The 18229-nt window shown below is 72.5% G+C and carries 17 protein-coding genes; all 17 read right to left on the minus strand.

The genetic code is table 11. From position 1 onward, the window contains the following. A partial coding sequence (locus tag NBZ85_RS11990) for a type I polyketide synthase (RefSeq protein ID WP_261561945.1) occupies positions 1-3953 on the minus strand: 3953 nt, incomplete at its 3' end. 61 nt (positions 3954-4014) lie between these two features. Continuing rightward, positions 4015-4875, minus strand: coding sequence for an ACP S-malonyltransferase (gene fabD, locus NBZ85_RS11995; protein ID WP_261561946.1), 861 nt, complete (start codon positions 4873-4875; stop codon positions 4015-4017). Between the two features lie 79 nt (positions 4876-4954). Continuing rightward, entirely contained in the window at positions 4955-5221 is a 267-nt protein-coding gene (locus tag NBZ85_RS12000; RefSeq protein ID WP_261554913.1) for an acyl carrier protein, read from the minus strand. A 199-nt stretch (positions 5222-5420) separates the two neighbouring features. Then, positions 5421-5618, minus strand: a complete 198-nt coding sequence (locus tag NBZ85_RS12005) for a ferredoxin (RefSeq protein WP_261554912.1) — start codon at positions 5616-5618, stop codon at positions 5421-5423. Between the two features lie 29 nt (positions 5619-5647). After that, the gene (locus NBZ85_RS12010) at positions 5648-6889 is read right to left on the minus strand and encodes a cytochrome P450 (protein ID WP_261554911.1); all 1242 of its coding nucleotides are present in this window, start codon (positions 6887-6889) and stop codon (positions 5648-5650) included. A gap of 100 nt (positions 6890-6989) precedes the next feature. Continuing rightward, the gene (locus NBZ85_RS12015; protein WP_261554910.1) at positions 6990-8000 is read right to left on the minus strand and encodes an alpha/beta hydrolase; all 1011 of its coding nucleotides are present in this window, start codon (positions 7998-8000) and stop codon (positions 6990-6992) included. Further along, complete coding sequence (locus tag NBZ85_RS12020) at positions 7997-8839, minus strand: 2-oxo acid dehydrogenase subunit E2 (RefSeq protein ID WP_261554909.1); 843 nt, start codon at positions 8837-8839, stop codon at positions 7997-7999. The genes NBZ85_RS12015 and NBZ85_RS12020 overlap by 4 nt, the downstream gene beginning before the upstream one ends. Then, positions 8836-9063, minus strand: a complete 228-nt coding sequence (locus tag NBZ85_RS12025; RefSeq protein WP_261554908.1) for an acyl carrier protein — start codon at positions 9061-9063, stop codon at positions 8836-8838. The genes NBZ85_RS12020 and NBZ85_RS12025 overlap by 4 nt, the downstream gene beginning before the upstream one ends. Continuing rightward, positions 9060-10964, minus strand: a complete 1905-nt coding sequence (locus NBZ85_RS12030; RefSeq protein WP_261561947.1) for an HAD-IIIC family phosphatase — start codon at positions 10962-10964, stop codon at positions 9060-9062. Before NBZ85_RS12030 ends, NBZ85_RS12025 begins: the two co-directional genes overlap by 4 nt. Further along, a complete protein-coding gene (locus NBZ85_RS12035) occupies positions 10961-11995 on the minus strand; it encodes a 3-oxoacyl-ACP synthase III family protein (RefSeq protein ID WP_261554906.1) in 1035 nt (344 codons plus the stop codon). The genes NBZ85_RS12030 and NBZ85_RS12035 overlap by 4 nt, the downstream gene beginning before the upstream one ends. A gap of 200 nt (positions 11996-12195) precedes the next feature. Continuing rightward, positions 12196-13053 (minus strand): NmrA/HSCARG family protein, encoded by an 858-nt coding sequence (locus NBZ85_RS12040; RefSeq protein WP_261554905.1) that lies wholly within the window; start codon positions 13051-13053, stop codon positions 12196-12198. Between the two features lie 127 nt (positions 13054-13180). Continuing rightward, positions 13181-13369 carry a hypothetical protein gene (locus tag NBZ85_RS12045; protein WP_261561948.1) on the minus strand — a complete coding sequence of 63 codons (189 nt, stop codon included), beginning with the start codon at positions 13367-13369 and terminating at the stop codon, positions 13181-13183. 288 nt (positions 13370-13657) lie between these two features. Continuing rightward, positions 13658-14452, minus strand: a complete 795-nt coding sequence (locus tag NBZ85_RS12050; RefSeq protein WP_261554904.1) for an ABC transporter ATP-binding protein — start codon at positions 14450-14452, stop codon at positions 13658-13660. After that, complete coding sequence (locus NBZ85_RS12055) at positions 14425-15324, minus strand: ABC transporter permease (protein ID WP_261554903.1); 900 nt, start codon at positions 15322-15324, stop codon at positions 14425-14427. The genes NBZ85_RS12050 and NBZ85_RS12055 overlap by 28 nt, the downstream gene beginning before the upstream one ends. After that, positions 15312-16142, minus strand: coding sequence for a TauD/TfdA dioxygenase family protein (locus tag NBZ85_RS12060; protein ID WP_261554902.1), 831 nt, complete (start codon positions 16140-16142; stop codon positions 15312-15314). Before NBZ85_RS12060 ends, NBZ85_RS12055 begins: the two co-directional genes overlap by 13 nt. Positions 16143-16183: 41 nt before the next feature. Next, the gene (locus NBZ85_RS12065) at positions 16184-17200 is read right to left on the minus strand and encodes a TauD/TfdA dioxygenase family protein (protein WP_261554901.1); all 1017 of its coding nucleotides are present in this window, start codon (positions 17198-17200) and stop codon (positions 16184-16186) included. Positions 17201-17310: 110 nt separating this feature from the next. After that, a partial coding sequence (locus NBZ85_RS12070) for a TauD/TfdA dioxygenase family protein (protein ID WP_261561949.1) occupies positions 17311-18229 on the minus strand: 919 nt, incomplete at its 5' end.

The following is an 18229-nucleotide window of genomic DNA, read 5'->3' on the forward strand; positions in this document are numbered from 1 at the left end:
ATCACGAACCGCGGGGTGGTCGGCTGCTCCACCGCGGCGGACACGAGCGCGGCCAGCTCGAGCAGCCCGCGGCGCTGCGCGGCGAGACCGGCGTCGGCCGCGGGGGCGAGCACGACGACCTGCGTCGGTGCGCCGCTCCACGGCGCGGCGGGGTCGGCGAGGTCGGTGAGGGCCGGGGTGACGCCGCGGGCGGTGAGGGCCTCGGCCAACTCCCGGGCAGTGTCACCGAGGCCCGGGCCGGCGACGATCGCCCAGGTTCCGGCCGCGGCCGTCAACTCCGCCGCGTCGGCAGCCGGGGGCTGTTCGGTGAACTCAAGGCGGTAGTCGCGCCACTCCCCCGCGCCCACCTCGCCAGGGGCGTCGGGGAGGACCTCCATGCGCAGGCCCTCCATCGTCAGCAGCAGGCGCCGGTTGGCGTCGAAGACGTGGAAGTCCAGACGGGTCGGGTCGCGGCGCACCGCGTGCGACCACAGCGCGGTCGGCGGCTCGGCGAGGGACCCCACCATCCGCACCCGGTCGACCGAACGCGGCACGACGGCGCCGTCGCCCCCGGTCAGGGACAGGGCGACCTGCAGCGCGGCGTCCCACAACGCCGGATGCAGCTCGTCGGGACGTGCACCGGCCCGGCAGCGTTCGGGCAGCACCACCTCACCGAGCGCCTCGGCACCGGTCCCGTCGTCCGTCTCGGGGCCGGACTGGAACAGCCGGCGCAGGCCGCGGAACGACGGGCCGTAGTTCAGGCCGCGGGCGGCGCACACCGCGTAGAACTCCTCCGGGTCACCGGGTTCGCCGGCCAGCAGATGCCCGGGAAACGCCGGATCGGCGGGGGACACCGGATCATCGAGGGACGGGACGCCTGCCGGCGCGGCAGCGCCGTGGTGCACCCGTGCGGTGGCGTGCGTCGTCCAGTCGGTGGCGCCCGCGGGCAGCGACGACAGCGCGAAGCTGCCGCCGCCGCTGACGTCGTCCCGCCACAGCACGCTGACGCGCAGCGCGTCGTCGCCGAACGTCAGGTCGCTGCGGAACTCGACGTCAGTCAGCGCGCCCGGCACCGCGCCGGTGCGGGCCCGGGCGGTGGCCAGCGCGAGCGCCAGCATGCCCACGCCGGGCAGGACCACCGCGTCGAACACCCGGTGGTCTACGAACCAGGGGGTGTCGTCGCGGGCCAGCTCCAGCGCACCCGTCCAGACGTCGCTCTCGGTGACGGACGGGGTGAGGGCGACGTCGAGCGCGCCGGCGCGGCGCGGCCCGCCGCGGCCGGCCTCGACCCAGTACGTGCGGCGCTGCCACGGGTAGCCGGGGGCGGGCGCCCACGCGTCGCGCGGCAGCCGCCCGAACGGTTCGAGGCCGGCGACGTAGGCACGGCCGAACGCGTGTGCGAGGTCGACGGCCGTGCCCTCGTCGCGGCGCAGCGTCGTCACGACCTGCGGCGGGTCCTGCCTCGCGCCCGCCAGCTCCTCGACGGCCGGTGCGAGCACCGGGTGCGGGCTGATCTCGACGACGTGGGTGACGCCCTCGTCGAACAGGTCCGCCAGCGCGTCGGCGAACATCACCGGCTGGCGCAGGTTGTCGACCCAGTAGGCGGCGTCCAGCTCGGGGCCGGCGAGCAGGGTGCCCCGGACCGTCGACTTCAGCGGGATGTCGCCGGCGCGGGGGCGCACCGGGGCGAGCGCGGCGAGCAGGTCCTCGCGCAGCTCGTCCATCTGCGGGCTGTGCGAGGCGTAGTCGACGTTGACCAGGCGGCAGAATGTGCCGTCGGCCTCCAGCAGTTCCTTCAGCACGAGCACGGACTCGCCGTCACCGGACAGGACGCACGAGCGCGGCCCGTTGTTCACGGCGAGCGCGACGACCTCCTCGAAACCCTCCAGGGCCACCCGCGCCGCGTCGACGTCCAGGTCGACGGCGAGCATGTGGCCGCGGCCCGAGGTGCGCCGCACGATCGCGGCGCGGCGGGCGACGATCAGCGCAGCGTCGTCGTAGCTGAGGATCCCGGCGACGGTGGCCGCGCCAACCTCGCCCTGGCTGTGGCCGATGACGACGTCGGGTTCGACGCCGGCCGCACGCCAGACCTCGGCGAGGGCGACCGACACCGCCCACAGCGCCGGCTGGATCTGGTCGACCCGGGCCAGCCACTCGTCGCCGGCGGCTCCGGCGAGCAGCTCCCGCAGGTCCCAGTCGACGTGCGGGCGCAGCGCCGCGGCGCACCGGTCGACGGTCGCGGCGAACGTCGGGTCGGTGGCGAGCAGGTCGCGTCCCATGGCCGCCCACTGGGAGCCCTGCCCGGGGAACACGAACGCGGTCCGGCCCGCGGCCCGCGCCTTGCCGACGAGCAGGTCGGGGTCGTCCTGGGTGTCGCCGGCGGCGAACCGGTCCAGGGCCGCGGCGGCGCCGGCCGCGGTGGTGGCGAGGACCGCCAGCCGCGACGCGAACTGGTCGCGCCGCCAGGCCAGCGTCCCCGCCAGCGCCGGCAGCCCCACCGTGCCACCACCGTCGGCCGGGGCACCGCTGTCAACCGACGCACCGCCGTCAGCCGGGGCGGGTGCCAGCGTGGCGCGGACGTCGTGGGCCCGGGCGGTGAGCGCCGCGTCGGTCTGCGCCGACAGCGCCAGCAGCACGGGCGTTTGCGCCGCGGGCGTTTGCGCCGCGGGGGACGCCGGGACGTGGGCCGCGGGCGGCGGGTCGGTGATCACCACGTGGGCGTTCGTGCCGCCCCAGCCGAACGAGTTCACGCCGAGAAAGACGGGGGCGTCCGCGGGGAGCTGGACCGGCTCGCCGGTGAGGCGCAGGTTCAGCTCGCCGAAGGGGATCCCGGGGTGGGGGTTGTCGGCGAACAGGCTCGGCGGGACGACCCGGTGCTCCAGCGCGAGCAGCGCCTTGACCAGCCCGGCCATGCCGGCCGCCGGCTCGAGATGGCCGATGTTGGTCTTGACCGACCCGATCGGTAGCGGGCCGGCGTCCGGGGAGCGCCGCACGCCGAGCGCGCGCCCGATGGCGCCCGCCTCGACGGGGTCGCCGCGGCCCGTTCCGGTGCCGTGCGCCTCGACGTAGGCGACCTGGTCGAGGGGGATGTCCGAGTCCTCATAGACCGTGCGCAGCAGGTCCTCCTGCCCGCTCGGGTTCGGCGTCACCAGGCTCTCGCCGCCGCCGTCGTTGTTCACCGCAGTGCGGGCGATGACGCCGCGGATCCGGTCGCCGTCAGCGAGCGCCCGGGCCAGTGTCTTCACGTACACTGCCGCGACGCCCTCGCCGCGGACGAAACCGTCGGCGGTGGCGGCGAACGCCTGGCACCGGCCGGTCGGCGACAGGCCGCCGAAGTGGGTCAGGCCGACCGAACCCTCCGGGGAGAGGATCAGGTTCACGCCCCCGACCAGCGCGGCGTCGATCTCCCCCGCCAGCAGTGCCTGGCCGGCCAGGTGCAACGCCACCAGCGACGACGAGCAGCCCGTCTCGACGGCCAGCGACGGCCCGGTGAGTCCCAGGAAGTACGAGACGCGGGTGGCGGCCATGTCCATCGCGGTCCCGAACGCGCTGTGCTGGGTCGGGGCCGCGCCACGGTCCTTGCGCAGCAGCTCGTAGTCGTGCCAGGACGAGCCGATGTACACGCCGGTGCGGGTGCCGGCGAGACTCGCGGCCCGGGTCCCCGCGTCCTCCAGCGTCCGCCAGGCCGTCTCCAGCATCAGCCGGTGCTGCGGGTCGATCGCGACGGCCTCCCGCGGCGAGATGCCGAAAAACGTCGCGTCGAAGTCGCCGACGTCGTCGAGGAAACCGCCGACATCCTGGATCACCTTCTCCGGGTCCAGCTGGGCGGTACGGTCCCAACGGTCGGCCGGCACCGGACGGATCGCGTCGCCCCGGTCGACGAGCAACCGCCAGAAACTGTCGACGTCAGGCGCGCCGGGAAAGCGGCCAGCCATACCCACCACCGCGAGGAGCCGGGACGGTTCCTGCTTCACATCGTTCTCCCAAACGGTAGGAGTTTCCGGACGGTGGAATTCCTCGTCCGGACGGTCCGGTTCACGCGACGGCGTGCAGCCGCTTCCCGCGGATCCTGTCGACCATTCCCGCCAACGTTGTCCCAGGACCCAGCTCGACCAGGTCCACCTCACCGGCTGCCAGCAGGAGGCGAATGCTGCGCTCCCACTGGACGGGCTCGCAGATCTGCCGGGCAAGGGTGTGCGCGATCTCGCCGGGAACGTGCGGGCGGGCCGTCACGTTCGCGATGACCGGGATCTCCGGCGGCGCCAGGTCGAACTCCCGCGCGTACCGCTCGAACTCGACGGCGGCGGATTTCATGTAACGGGAGTGGAACGGGCCACTCACCTTGAGCCGGACGGCACGGACCGCGGTGCCGGCGGTCTCCCGCAGCAGCCTGTCGACGGCCTCGGCCGGGCCGGCGAGCACGATCTGCCCGGGAGCGTTGTACAGCGCCACGTCCAGCTCCCCCAGGCCGAGGCGGGCGAGCAGGTCGTCGACCTCGTCGGCGGCCAGGCCGAGGACGGCGGCCATCGTCCCGCCGGTGCACCGGCTCATCAGCTCGCCACGGCGGGCGACGAGGCGCAGTCCGGTGACGAAGTCGAAGACGCCGGCGGCGAACAGTGCGGCGAACTCGCCGATGCTGTGGCCGAGCAGGTAGTCCGGGGGCGTCGGGTCGCCCTGCCGGTGCCGCAGGTAGGCCAGCGCCTCGACGACGTACAGGGCCGGCTGCGCGTGCCGGGTGAGCAGCAGAGCGCCGTCCGGGTTCTCGACGCACAGCTCGACGACGGAGTACCCCAGCACCGCGTCGGCGGCGGCCACCAGCTCACCAAAGTCCGGAAAGAGGTCTGCGCCCATCCCCGCCTTCTGGGTACCCTGCCCCGGGAATCCGATCACCTTCATCGTCGCCCACCGTCCGTCCGTCGTGTGCCTGTGAATCGTGTGGCCATGTCGCGTGGGCCATGTCGCGTGTGGCCGTGCGTCACGTGCCGGCGTCGACCGGCTCCGCGAGCTTCGCCAACGCCAGCGCCGCAATGTCGGTGATCGTGAAGTCGACGCCGATCTCACCGGCGACGAACAGCACGTCGTAGGTGTTCTTCAGCGCGACGGCGATCTCCACGGCGCCGAACGAATCGATGCCGAAACTGGCGAGGGCGGCGTCGGACGAGAGTTCCTCGACGGGAACTTCGAGACGCTGCGCCACGATGTCGATGATGAAGGCCTCGATTTCCTGGACCTGCTGGCTCACGGCACTTCTCCCTCCGGCCGGCGGTCTTCCGACCGCCCTGTGGGTACACGGATCGGGCGGTACGCCCACCGGCCGATGCCGGCGCCGGGAACGTACCGCCCAGGTTCCGTGAATTCATTGTCCAACCGGCCGCTAATCTCCTCCTTATACGGCCGTCAGGCGGCCGGGAATACCGCCGGTAAAAGGACGGTCGAAGGCGTCAGCCCACCACGCTTATCGCCCGGGCCGGGCACATCCGGACGGCGGCCTCCCGCACGGCCGCCTGGTACTTCCAGTCGGGAACCGGCTGCAGTACCTGCGACTTCCCATCCAGATCGCTCTGCTCGAACACCTCGGGCGCCGCGCGCACACACTGGCCGGCACCGACGCACAGGTCGTGGTCGACGATGACCCGCATCGTCGGCTCCCCCGCCCGCTCCGCCGGTGTCACCACGTGACCGGCAGCCGGTGCAGGCCGTAGAACAGCGCCTGGTCCTTGAACTGCAGGTCCGCGACCTCACTGTCGAGGCGCAGGTCGGGTATGCGGCGGAACAGCTCGGTGAAGACGATCTCCAGCTCCAGCCGGGCGAGGTGCTGCCCGAGGCACTGGTGGATTCCGAAGCCGAACGCCAGATGCGATCGCGAGTTGCGGTGGATGTCGAACGCGTCCGGGTTCGGGAACACCTCGGGGTCCCGGTTGGCGGCCGCGTTCGGCGCGATCAGCCCGGACCCGGCGGGGATGTGCACGCCGTGGACCTCGATGTCCTCGGTCGCCACCCGGCACGTCACGTGGTCGCCGATGCTGAAGTAGCGCAGCAGCTCGTCGACGACCCGCGGGCTGAGGGACGGGTCGGCCCTGAACTCGGCGAGGGCCTCGGGGTGCTGGAGCAGCCCGAGCGTGCCCACAGCGATCATGTTCGCGGTGGTCTCGTGCCCGGCACCCAGCAGCATCACGGCCATCCCGACGAGGTGGTCGTGGTCGAACACGTCCGCCTCGCGGTACTTCCGGATCAGGGTGCTCAGCAGGTCGTCGCCAAGGTTCTCGGTACGTTCGGCGATGACGCGGCTGAGCAGGCCGCGGACCTGCGCGAACGCGGTCTTGCGCTGCTCCTGGGTGCTCTCGTGGCTGAGGATCGCGCCGGTGGCGTGCTGGAAGAGGTCCCGCTCGGAGTAGGGGACGCCGAGCAGCTCCGAGATCAGCAACGACGCGGTCGGGAGCGCGAACTCGTGCACCAGGTCGACCGGGCGGGGACCGTCGAGCAGCCGGGTGATGCCGTCGTCCACGATCTTCTCGATCTGCGGGCGCATGGCCTGCACCCGCCGCATGGTGAACTCCCCGGCGAGCATGTGCCGGTAGAGCGTGTGCTCCGGAGGGTCCATCCAGATCAGGAAGCCCTTGATCTCCCCCGCGAGCGCCGCCGCACCGGGGAAGAGGGCGGGGAATCCCGGCCGGAGCAGGTTCTTGCTGGCCTTCGGGTGCGCCAGCAGATCGCGGGCCACGTCGTGCCGGGTGGTCAGCCAGGCCGCCGTGCCCTCCACGTCGACCACCGGGGTGAGGGGGCCCTTCTCCCCGAGCTCGGCGTAGGCCGCGGGCGGCGCGAACGGGCAGGCACGGGGCATTGGGAAGGTCGGCGGTGCGGGCGTCGGCTGTTCGGGTGTCGGGGCGGACACCGCCTGCGCTTCGGTCATCGTGGCATCTCCAGCATGTTGGATCACACGTGAGCGTCGAACCACTATCCATGCGGCCGCTAATCCCACACTTACGCCCGCGGTGACGGAAAGGGTGCTGTCAACCGCGCAGGGTGTGGATTGCCGCGGCGACCCACCGCTGGGTCTCCTCGAGATGCCGCGGAGCGCCGTGTTCGTCGTCGTGGCTCAGGACGTGCAGCTCCCGGACGGACCGCCGCAGCTGGCCGAGTTCCCCCGGCGGGATGATCTCGTCGCGTTCGCTGGCCATGTAGTAGAGCGGCACCGCGAGGGCGGTCAGCTCGTCGGCCGACAGCGCCCAGTCTCGGATGTGCCCGCCGAGCCGGTCGGCGCCCACCCCGGTCAGGTGGGCGAGGGTGTCGACGGTGATCCGGGGCAGGCCACGCTGCCACTGCACGTCGGTGAAGAAGTCGGAGATCGGCGCCGCGGCGGTGACGACGCCCACGAGGCGACTGTCGTTGACGGCGCAGCGCAGCGCCAGGTGCCCGCTGAAACTCAGCGCCATCGCGACGGTGCGGGACACTTGCGCCCGGTCGCCCACCGCGTCCAGCAGGTGGGACAGTGTCTGCCAGCTCTTCGCCGTGTACGGGACGGTGTTCTCGCCGACGCCGGGCATCTCGGTGACGATCCCGGCCATGTCGAGCCCGGCGGCGATCCGCAGCATCGGCGCGTACTGCTCCTTGGCGGCGACGATCCCGCCGAGGATCACCAGCAGCGGCTTCGGTTCCGCCGCGGACAGGCCGGCGGCCCAGCCGCGGATCCGACCCTCCGGGGTCTCGACGTCGAGGCGTTCCAGAGCGCTCCCGGTGGCCGAGCGGGCGAACGCGTCGACGCAGTGTCCATGCGCGACGCGCCGCGGCGCCCCGTCCGGGAAGGGGAAACGCGCCATCGCGTGGTAGCGCCAGGCCTCGTCGACCCGGCCGGCCCGGTCACGCTCCGCCGCCTCGTGTGACCACTCGTGCACCCAGGACCCGGGGGCGTCGCCCGCGTCGGAGACGATCCGGTCGCGCAGCCGCTCGAACTCGGCAACCGGGATGCCCTGAGTCTGGGTGTGCACGTACCCGAACTGCTTGAGCTCGGCGACATCGTTCACGCCTGCCCCCCGACGGTCTCGCGAACGGCCGGCCGGATGTCGTCGAGCTGCGCAGCCGGGCTCTCGGCGGTGGGCTGCGGCCAGGGCTCCTCCAGGACGCGGCGGATCTCGGCGAGCACGTCCGCGGCCTCGGCGCCGTCGATCACGCGGTGGTCGAACGCCAGGCTGAGCCGCAGCACCGGGGCGATCTCGACCCGGCCGTCGCGGGCCACCGGGCGGTCCAGTACCCGGCCGACGCCGAGTGTCACCGTCGTCCCGCCGACGGAGTGGAAGCCGTCCACCGGGCGATGGCCCAGCGAGGTCACCGCGAACGTCCCGAGCAGCGACGCGCGCCGTTCCAGCGGCCGGGCGACGCGCCAGGCCAGCAGCCGGCCGAGCGGCACCGGCAACCTCTGCAGCTTCCGGATCGGGGCGAGCGCCGGGGCGGTGTCGGGGTCGAGGCCGCGGAACTGCTCGATGCGGTCCTGGATCGCGTCGAGGTCGCCGGCGGCGATGTCCGGGACGACGGTGGCGAGCACGACCCGCCGGCCGCCCATGGTCCGGTCGAAGGTGACCTTGCCGTTGACCTGCGGGTGGCGGGCGACCACCGGGCGCAGCCAGCCGCGGATCGACGCGTTGGCCTCGGGGTGCGCAGCCAACGCGCGCCCGCCGGCGGCGACGATGTACGTCACCAGGGACAGCCGCCGCCCGGTGTGTTCCCGGCGGGCGGCCCGGTGCGCCAGCACCTGGGTCATGTCGACCTCGGTGTCCAGGAACACCGGCGAGAAGGGCCGGATCTGGTCGAGGAAGTAGAGGGTGTGGCGGCGCGCGTGGGCCAGCGGCTCCACCGTCACGCTCACGCCTGCACCGCTAGCGTGTAGACCTCCGCGAGGCTGCGCGCCTCGAGGACGTCCGGCAGCGAGACCCGGGCGCCGGTCTCCCGCTCGAGGACCGTCAGCAGCCGCAGCAGGTACACCGAGTCCCAGCCGGGCAGCTCGTCGAACGTGGACCCGAGCTCCTCCTCCGCCAGGGGCAGCCCGAGCTCGTCCCTGACCAGACCGGCGAATTCCGTCGAGTTGATCATTCATGCTCTCCCGGGAAGATGGTGGTCAGTGCGACGTGCGCTGGAGCGGCGACGATGTGGTTCAGGTCGTGCCGGAAGGTCGTCCCGCCGGCCCCGCCAGGCGCCTCGGCGTCGGGATCGGCGGGGTCGGCGGTGAAGCCGTAGCGGGGGTAGAGGTCGCGGACGATGCCGTTCTTCGCGGTCGGCGCGTACGTGCCGAGCACCTGGCGGGCGCCGGTGTCGCGGGCGTGGTGCAGCAGGGCCGCCAGGCAGGCGTGTTCGATACCGCGGGAGAACACCCGGCAGCTGAGCAGGAAGTTGTCGATCCGCAGGATCGCGCCGTCCGGCCCGTCGAGCCCGTCGCGCCGGGCGAGGATCGCGCCGACCAGGCCGTTGTCGCCGAAGCGGTCCGCGGAGTGGATCGCCAGGACCAGCGCGGCGGGGTCGTCGAGCAGCTCCTGGACCGCCGGCGGCTGCAGGCGCCGGGTGGTCAGGTTGAACTGGTTGGTCCGCAGCGTGAGCTGCGACAGCCGTCCGGCCTGGGACGCCCGCGCGGCCTCCAGCCGGACGGCGACGCCCAGCTCGCGCAGGTAGTCCTCGATCGAGTCGAAGGTGTCCAGGAAGTCCCCACGGGCGACGTCCTCGCGGTAGCGCGACGGCCGGGCTCGGTCGTCCGCGGTGACCTCCCGGACGTTGAACCAGCCGTCGGCCAGCAGCCGTTCCACGTGCGACGCCGGCTCGTCGTCGAGGTCGACCACCGCGATCTCGGGCAGCTCGCGGCGCACCAGCGCACGCTCGTAGGGGCTGTCGTCGGCGAACACGAGGCTCGACGTGCCGAGGTTGAGCCGGCGGGCCGTCTCCAGCAGGTTCTCGTGCTTGGGCCGCCAGTTCGCGGTGACGCCGGCGAAGTCCTCCGCGCGCAGTGTCAGTCCGGGGTGCTCGGCCAGGATGCGGCGGACCGGCTCGGGGTCGTTCTTGCTCACCACGGCCAGCAGGACCCCCTGCGAGCCGAGCTGGCGAGCCACCTTCTGAAAGGCACGGAACGCCTCCCCGCGGTAGGTGTCAGCGACCTCGACGCCGTCCGGGCCGTCCTCGCCGAGGATTCCGCCCCAGACCGTCCCGTCGAGATCGAGCACCAGGCACTTGCGGGTCTGCCCGGCGACCAGGCGGGCCAGGTGGCCGACCTCCCGGGCGTAGGCGGCGAGCAGGCCCGGAGCCAGGTACGCCTTCGCATAGACGCTCAGCCGCGGGTCGTGTGCCGCCGTCCCGTCCGCGAGGATCGGGTCAAGATCCAGCACGACGACGGCCGGGCGGTCGTCGGCCAGCCCGAGCAGGGCCGTGGCCGCGCGCCGCCAGAGCGCGCCCAGTGCGGCCCGGGAACGGTAGTCGACGAGCTGCCCGGCGAGCAGCCGGGGCAGCGGCAGGGTGTTGAGCACCAGGGTTCCCCGGCTCGTCGCCTGGAACCGGTCGGCGAGCCCGGTCAGCAGCCGGACCTTCTCGTCGACGATCTTCTCCAGGTCGGCGAGCGTCCACGGGACGGGCAGCTCGTCGATGATGATCATCGGATCCAGCACACACAGGACGAGGTCCGCGCCGGCCGCGTACAGCGCGCTGCCCGGGTCGGTCAGGTCGAACACGTAGCTGTCGAACGGGGAGACGACGGGATCGAGGACCAGGCCGTGGCGGGCCAGCTCCGCGGTGAGCGGCGCGACGAGCGGCGAGAGGGTGCCGTGCCCGGTGATCGCGACCTTCACCACCGGGACCGTCGGGTGGTGCCTGCGCACCTCGGCCGCCGGGACACGGGCCAGCAGCGCGCCCGCCTGGGCCAGCTCGTCCGGTCCGAGTTCGGCCAGTAGGCGTGGAACCAGCGGGTAGCGGGCGGCGAGGTCACCGCCGCGGTGCAGCTCCAGCAGGGTGCTCATACCTTCTCCACCGCGAAACCGGCGCGGATCCACTTGGAGGACTCGACCGAGACGCCGACCGCCCGGTCGCCGCTCGTCATCTGCCCGAGGATCCGTTCGAGCTGGAAGAACGGGGTGGCGTTGCCGGTGTTGCCGGTCCGGCGCACACAGCTGACCTCCTGCGCGTCGGGCAGCGTGAGCCGCTGCATGATCTGGGTCGTCATCCGTCCCGACAGCTGCGGCGGCAGCACGTAGTCGACCTCGCCCGGCTTCCAGCCGACGTCCGCCAGCAGCTCGGCGAGGATCTCCTCGCTCATCACCGGGACCAGTTCCTCGATGGCCTTGTAGTCCTCGGCGACGGTCGGCGAGTCCGGGCCAGGCGGGCGCGCCCCGAACCAGTCCAGCGACTGGCCCGGCGCCCGGCCGAGACCGGTGAGGCGGGTGCTCACCTGCCGGATCGTCACCGCCGCCGGGGTGGGAGTGACGCTCAGCACTGCCGCGCCCGCGCCGTCACCGAACAGCATGTAGTTGATCAGTTCGCGGGGTGGCAGCCGGGAGAAGTCCACCCCGTAGTCGAAGACCTTGGTGCCGACGTCGCCGCCGAGGACCAGCGCCGTGCGGGGGCCGCCCGCGACCAGCAGCCGGGACGCGACCTCGAGGGCCTGGAACGCCCCGGTGCAGCCGGACTGGAGCTGGAAGGTCGGGACCCCGTCGACTCCGAGCCGGTCGGCGACGACGTTGACGGTCGTGGGCATCAGCTTGTCCGGGGTGGCCGTGCCCATCACGATCAGGTCGATGGCGTCCGACCCCCGTCCTGCCGCCGCCAGGGCGCGGCGGGCCGCGGTCTCCCCCAGGTCGGCCAGCGTGGACAGCACCTCACCGCTGTCCAGGTCGACGGACATGTGGCGGGTGTCGGTCCCCACGAAGTGGTCGATCCACTGTTCCCAGTACGTGTCCAGGCCAAGCCGGGCGGCGAGCGTCGGGTTGTCCACCGGCGCCCCCGGCAGGGCGGTCCCCACCGCGAGAATGTGCACGTCCGAAGCGTCCGCCACCGGTTACCTCCAGCTGTTGTGCTGTTTCCGGAACGGACGTCATCGTCGCCGCGCCGGCTAACGTCGACCTAAGCCGACGTCCGGCCCGTCAGACGACGAGGTGGAGGCCCGCCAGACGACGGGCGGCACGCGCACGAGAGAGAAAGGCGAGTGTGCGCCGCGGACGGAAACCCAGCGCCTCGTACACGCGAACAGGGCCGTCACGCGAACAGGGCGGCCAGCAGCGCGGTACCCCGGCGCTCCAGCCAGGTCTCGAAGGTCATCAGCCCCGGGTGCAGCGCCCGCGCGTGCGCGATGTCGGCACCGTAGCCGCCGCGCTCGTTGACGAAGGCCACCGCGTCGGCGAAGTCCTCGTTCACCGCGCGGACGGCGTCGACGGGCAGCTGCACGTGGGCGATGTCGCGGCCGGTGGCCCGGCTCAGGGCCCGCGCCGTCTCGGCGGGACGCAGCTCGTCGCCGGCGATCGCGAGGGTCCGTCCCGCGAACCGCGCGGGATCGGCGAAGGCGAGCGCGACGAACGCGCCGATGTCGTCGAGGGCGACGAGCTGCTCGGCGACGTCCGGCGCAATCGGGCTCGCCAGCGTACCGGTCTGCACGCCGAAGGCCGGCGAGGCGTAGTTCTCCATGAACGACACCGGCCGCAGGATCGTCACCGGCAGCCCGCTGCCACGCAGGTGCTCCTCGATCTCCCACTTGCTCGCCAGCGCCCGCGGAGCCGCCGGCCCCACCCCCGCCGCCGAGGCGTGGACCACGTGGCGGACACCGGCCCGCACCGCCGCGTCGGCCACGTTGCGACCCCAGGCGACCTCGTCCGCGAACGACACGGGCGGATGACCGAGCGCCCCCCGTTGCACGCTGAACACCCCGTGGACGCCCTTGGCCGCCGCGTCCAGAGACTGCGGGTCGTCCAGGTCGCCGACCACGATCTCCGCACCGTGGTCGGCGAGTCGGCGGGCCGCCGCACCCGCGGGATCGCGCGTCAGCGCCCGCACCGCCCAGCCGTCGGCGAGCAGCCGCAGTGCGGCGGCACCACCCTGATGACCCGTCGCCCCTGTCACCAGAACGACATCCCCGCCATGACTGACCATGATGACACTGCTCCTCTCCGTCGCCAGATGGACCAGCATGCAGACCATCCAACCTCATCAGCACACGAACAATCACTGAAAGTGACTGTTGTGCACACTACGAGAGCAGTCCTCCGAGCCCGGCGCCGATCTCCACGTGTCGCACGAGTCCGACGCAGATCACACCCGTCCGGCGCGCGTCCGCCTCCGCCGGCGTGAGCGCGATCTCGCCGGTCCGCCGCCACCTCGCCAGGTTCGGCCGCGGAATCCTCGTCGTCTTCGACACCCGGCCCGAGGCCCCACCCATCGCCGAGAGAACCGTAACCGGGTGGGCACCCGGGCCCATCCGGCGACCTGCCGGTCCCTCCCCGCGTCGTCGAGCAGTCCGAACGGGCCACCGCGCACGTCGAGGACCACGGCGATCTGGATCCGCGAGGTTGCAGCATGCCTCGACGAGATCGTGGAATTCGGTGGGTGTTGTGCCTTCAAACAGCTGCTTGCGCCGCCATGCTCTCCACTTCGGCTGGGCGTCGCGGCCGAAGTCCCTCAGCAGCGAGTGACCTCGCCGGGAGTCGGCCGGGGCCGGTGGTGAGGGTCAGTTCTGGTGGGGATCCGGTGGTCCCGGTGGATCGGGCGGGCTGTCGTGGTCCGCGTCAACGCCCAGGTGGGCGAGCAGGAGCTGGCGGATCGCGGCGAACCCCGGGGTACCGCGGTGGCGCGGCCGGGCCAGGTTGATGTCCACCTCGGTTTCCAGGTGCCCGTCGATGAGTACCACCGCGCGGTCCGCGAGCAGCACAGCCTCGTCGACATCGTGGGTCACGAGCACGACCGCCGGGTCATGCCGCGCCCAGAGCTCGGCGACCAGGGCGTGCATACGGATGCGGGTGAGCGCGTCGAGCGACGCGAACGGCTCGTCGAGCAGAAGCAGGTCCGGGGCTCGGACCAGCGCTCTGGCCAGCGCCACCCGCTGGGATTCCCCGCCCGACAGCGTCGCGGGAAAGACGTCGGCGTGCTGGCGCAGCCCGACCTCGTCGAGGGCGGCGCGTGCCTTCGCGCGGGCGTCGGAGTCCCGCAGGCCGAACGCGACGTTCTTCCACACCCGCTTCCAGGGCAGCAGCCGCGGCTCCTGGAAGACCACCGAACGGGCGGTGGGCACCCGGATCGTGCCGCTGAAACCGATGTCCAGACCGCCGAGGATGCGCAGCAGGGTCGTCTTTCCGGATCCGCTCGCCCCGAGCAGGGCGACGAACTCGCCCGGCCGCACGTCGAGGTCGACCCCGCGCAGCACGCTACGGCCGTCGAAGGCCCGCCCGAGGCCGCGGACCTGCAACGCCAAGGAGTCGGGGCCGGCGGTCCGGTCGGCTAGTTCCCGGTGAAGCCTCGTCGCCATCGGAAGGACCTCCTCTCCAGGAGTCGGACGAGCACGTCGAAGAGGAGCCCGAGTGCTCCGTACACGACCAGACAGACGACGATGACATCGGTCTGGAGCATTTCCCGGGCCCGGTTCATGAGGTATCCGATGCCGGAGTCCGCGTTCAGGGTTTCGGCGATGACCAGGCTCAGCCAGGAGACCGACAGGGCCAGCCGCAGGCCGACGAGGAACTGCGGGATTGCTCCCGGCAGGACGACGTCGACGATGAGCTGACGCCTGGTGGCGCCGAAGGTGCGGGCCGCCTCGACCAGCCGGAGATCGACGTTGCGGATGCCCGCGAAGACGTTCAGATAGATCGGGAAGAAGACGCCGATCGCGATGAGCAGGATCTTCGGTGTCTCGCCGATACCGAACCACATGATGAACAGCGGGATGAGCGCAAGCCACGGCAGGGTTCGCAGCACCTGGATCGGAGTGTCGAGGAGATCCTCGCCGGCCCGCCACAGGCCGGCGATCACCGCCACGACCACCCCGGTGACGATGCCGAGCGCGAATCCCTTCGCGGCTCGTTCCAGGGAGATGCCGATCGCGTCGGGTAGTTCCCCGGAGCGGGTCATGTCCCAGATCGTGCGGACAACGGTCGCAGGCGAGGACATCTGATGGCGTTCGATGAGCCCGGTGGAGCAGCCGATCTGCCAGCCGACGACGATGACGACGAGGGCCAGGACGCGGCGCACCCAGCGGACCCATTCCCGGTTGTTCGCCTCCGGCGAGCCCGTGACCTCGACGGTCGGGCCGGAACGGCGAGGTCGGGCGGCGGCCTGGGGACCGTCCGGCGCCGGCGGCGCCTCGGCCGTCGCCGCCGCGACCGGCGAGGTCAGAGACTCCATGGCCCGTCCTCCACGACGACCTGGTGCACGATCCGGGTCTGCTGCCCGTAGTCGAGGAGGTTCTGGTGCAGCACCCAGCGGTTGTCCCAGACCAGGACGGTGCCGGGTTCCCACCGGTGGCGCAGGACGTGCTCCGGCCGGGTGATCTCCTCGACGAGGAGGGCCACGATCTCGTCGGACTCGTGCGGCGCGAGATCGACGATCCGCGCTCCCGGGGCCACGAACAGCCAGCGGCGCCCGGTCTCCGGATGGACCTGGACAACGGGATGTTCGGCCGGGGCGTCCCCGGGCCGGGCGGCGGGCTCCCAGGCCAGCCGGCCGAGACCGGCCGGATGAACCACGCGGAGATCGTCGACGAGGGTGCGGACCGGGTCGCTCAACCGGTCGTAGGCGGCCTGCGCGGAGGCGAACAGGGTGTCCCCGCCGACGTCGGGCAGGGCGACCGGCCGGGCGAGTACCCCGGCCGGGACGGACAGCCCCGACGCGCCCTCCCGGTGCCATCCGATCTCGGTGCTGGCCACGCTCCACAGGTCGCGGCGGTGGTCCAGCGCGAGGATCTCCGGATGGGCTGCGTCCAGAGGGAGCTCCGCCGGGCCGACCGGCAGCGGGCGGCCGAACGCCTGCCCGAAGGCGACGAGCTCGTCCGCCCCGATCCGCTGGTCGGGGAGGACCAGCAGCCCGTGCCGAAGCCACGCGGCGCGCAGGGCACGCGCGTCCGTGTCGTCGAGCCGGCGGGAGAGGTCGATCCCGCGGACCGTCGCACCCAGCGCCGGGCCCAACGGTTCGATCTCGACAGGGTTCTCGCTGATGATGGTCATGACTGCCTTCTCGACGGGTCACGTCCTCGACGCATCGAGGATCAGACGGACGGGACTTCCCGGCCGGCGACACTCTGGCCGGCCGCTTCCTTGCCCGCCGCTTCCTTGCCCGCCACCTCCTTGCCCGCCGCACCCGGGCCGACCGGGCGTGGGCCGCGCAGCATCACGCGCAGGCTCGAGCGGGGCGCCGAGCCGAAGTCGGTGGCGATGCCGTGCAGCACGCCGGTGTTGTCCCAGATGCACAGCCCGCCCGCGCGCGGCCACCGGTAGCGGACGGTGTGCTCCGGGCGGGTGATGTGGCGGAACAGGAAGTTCAGCACGGCGTCGCTCTCGCTCCAGGACAGGTCCTTGACGCGCACCGTCTCGGCCGGGCTGACGAACAGGGCCCGGCGGCCGGTCTCCGGATGCACCCGTACCACCGGGTGTTCCACCGGGTCGAAGCCGACGATCTCCCGGCCTTCCCAGTGGCCGGGGCCGTTGTCGTGCAGGTACGTCGTCATCGCGCCGACCGTGTCGCCGTCGTGGATGGCGACCAGGTCGTCGACGAACCGTCGCAGCGGCGCGCTCAGCGCGTCGTACGCCGCCGCCGCCGAGGCGAAGAAGGTGTCGCCGCCGAGCGGGGGCAGCGTCACCAGGTTGAGCACGGTCACCGCCGGTGGCCGTTCCAGGTAGGACAGGTCGGTGTGCCAGCGGGTCGGGCGGACGTCGCGGCTCGGCTTGTACCTCGCGTAGGCGGCCGCCCCGGAGAACACCTCCGGATGCTCGTCGTCCAGCGGCGGGTACACGCAGTGCGCCTCCGTCGGCTCGCCGAAATGGCGGGCGAACGCGACCTGCTCGGTGGCGTCGACGACGGCGTCCGGGAAGAACACGACGTGGTGGCGGTACATCGCCTGGCGGATGGTGTCGACCTGGTCCGGCGACAGCGGGCCGTGCAGGTCGACGCCCCGGATCTCGGCCCCGATCGCCGGGGTCAGCGGCCGGATGTCGACTCCGGGGACGGTGGCGGAGCTGGCGCGGGGACGGGCGGATGCGGCGCTTGCGCGAGGTGCGGGGCTCACGACGGCCTCCAGACCGGGGGGTTCGGGATTCGGTGAACGGACGATGCCGTGGGACCGGGCCGGCTCGGCGGGGGGGACAGTTCCGCCGACGCCGACGCCGACGCCGACGCTCAGTCGGTCTTCGGCAGCGCCGGGCCGTACGGCCGGTCGCCCCGCAGCGCCACCCGGTGGGCGACCCGGGTCTCGTCGCCGTAGTCGAGCACCGCCCCGTGCAGAACGGCACGGTTGTCCCAGAAACCGACCGACCCGGGGGTCCACCGGTACCGGACGACGTGCTCGGGCCGAATGGTGTGCGCGTAGAGGAAGGACAGCAGCGCATCACTCTCGTGCGGCGCGAACCCCTTGATCCGGCCGTGCAGTCCGAACAGGCCCCTGCGACCGGTCTCGGGGTGGATGCGCACGACGGGCTGCTCGACCGTCTCGTTGCCGACGAGCGTCTGACCTTCCCATTCGCCCGGCCCGTACTTCTGGAACAGGCGGCGCAGCTCCGGTGAGGCGGTGGTCTGGACGACGACGAGCCGGTCGGCGAGCTCCCGGATCGGCGCGCTGAGCCGCTCGTAGGCGACCTGGCCGTGGGCGAAGTGCGTGTCGCCGCCACCGCCGGCCGGCAGGATGACCGGGCGGAACACCGACGCCGCCGACGGCCGTTCGGTGAAGGTCTGGTCGAAGTGCAACATCCCGACTTTCCCGCCCTCCCGCCGGCTGTCGAACTCCAGCACGCTGGGGTGATCCTGGTCGAGCGGCGGTTCGGCGGAGCTGGCCCGCGGGGTGACCTCGCCGAACTGCCGGGCGAACGCGAGCTGCCCGTCGACGTCGATGTCCTGGTCGACGAAGAACACGACGCCGTAGCGCAGCAGGGCCGCCCGGATCGCCCCGACGACTTCGGTGGACAGCGGGGCGGAGATGTCGACGCCGTGGATCTCGGCACCGATGGTGCCGGTCAGCGCAACGACGTCCAATGCGGCGTCGACGTCCGTCGGCGCGGTGAGAACGGTCATGGGAGATCTCCTGTCCGCGGGAGGTCTAGCT

This window comes from Frankia tisae (assembly GCF_025403405.1).
Classification (GTDB): Bacteria; Actinomycetota; Actinomycetes; order Frankiales; family Frankiaceae; genus Frankia; species Frankia tisai.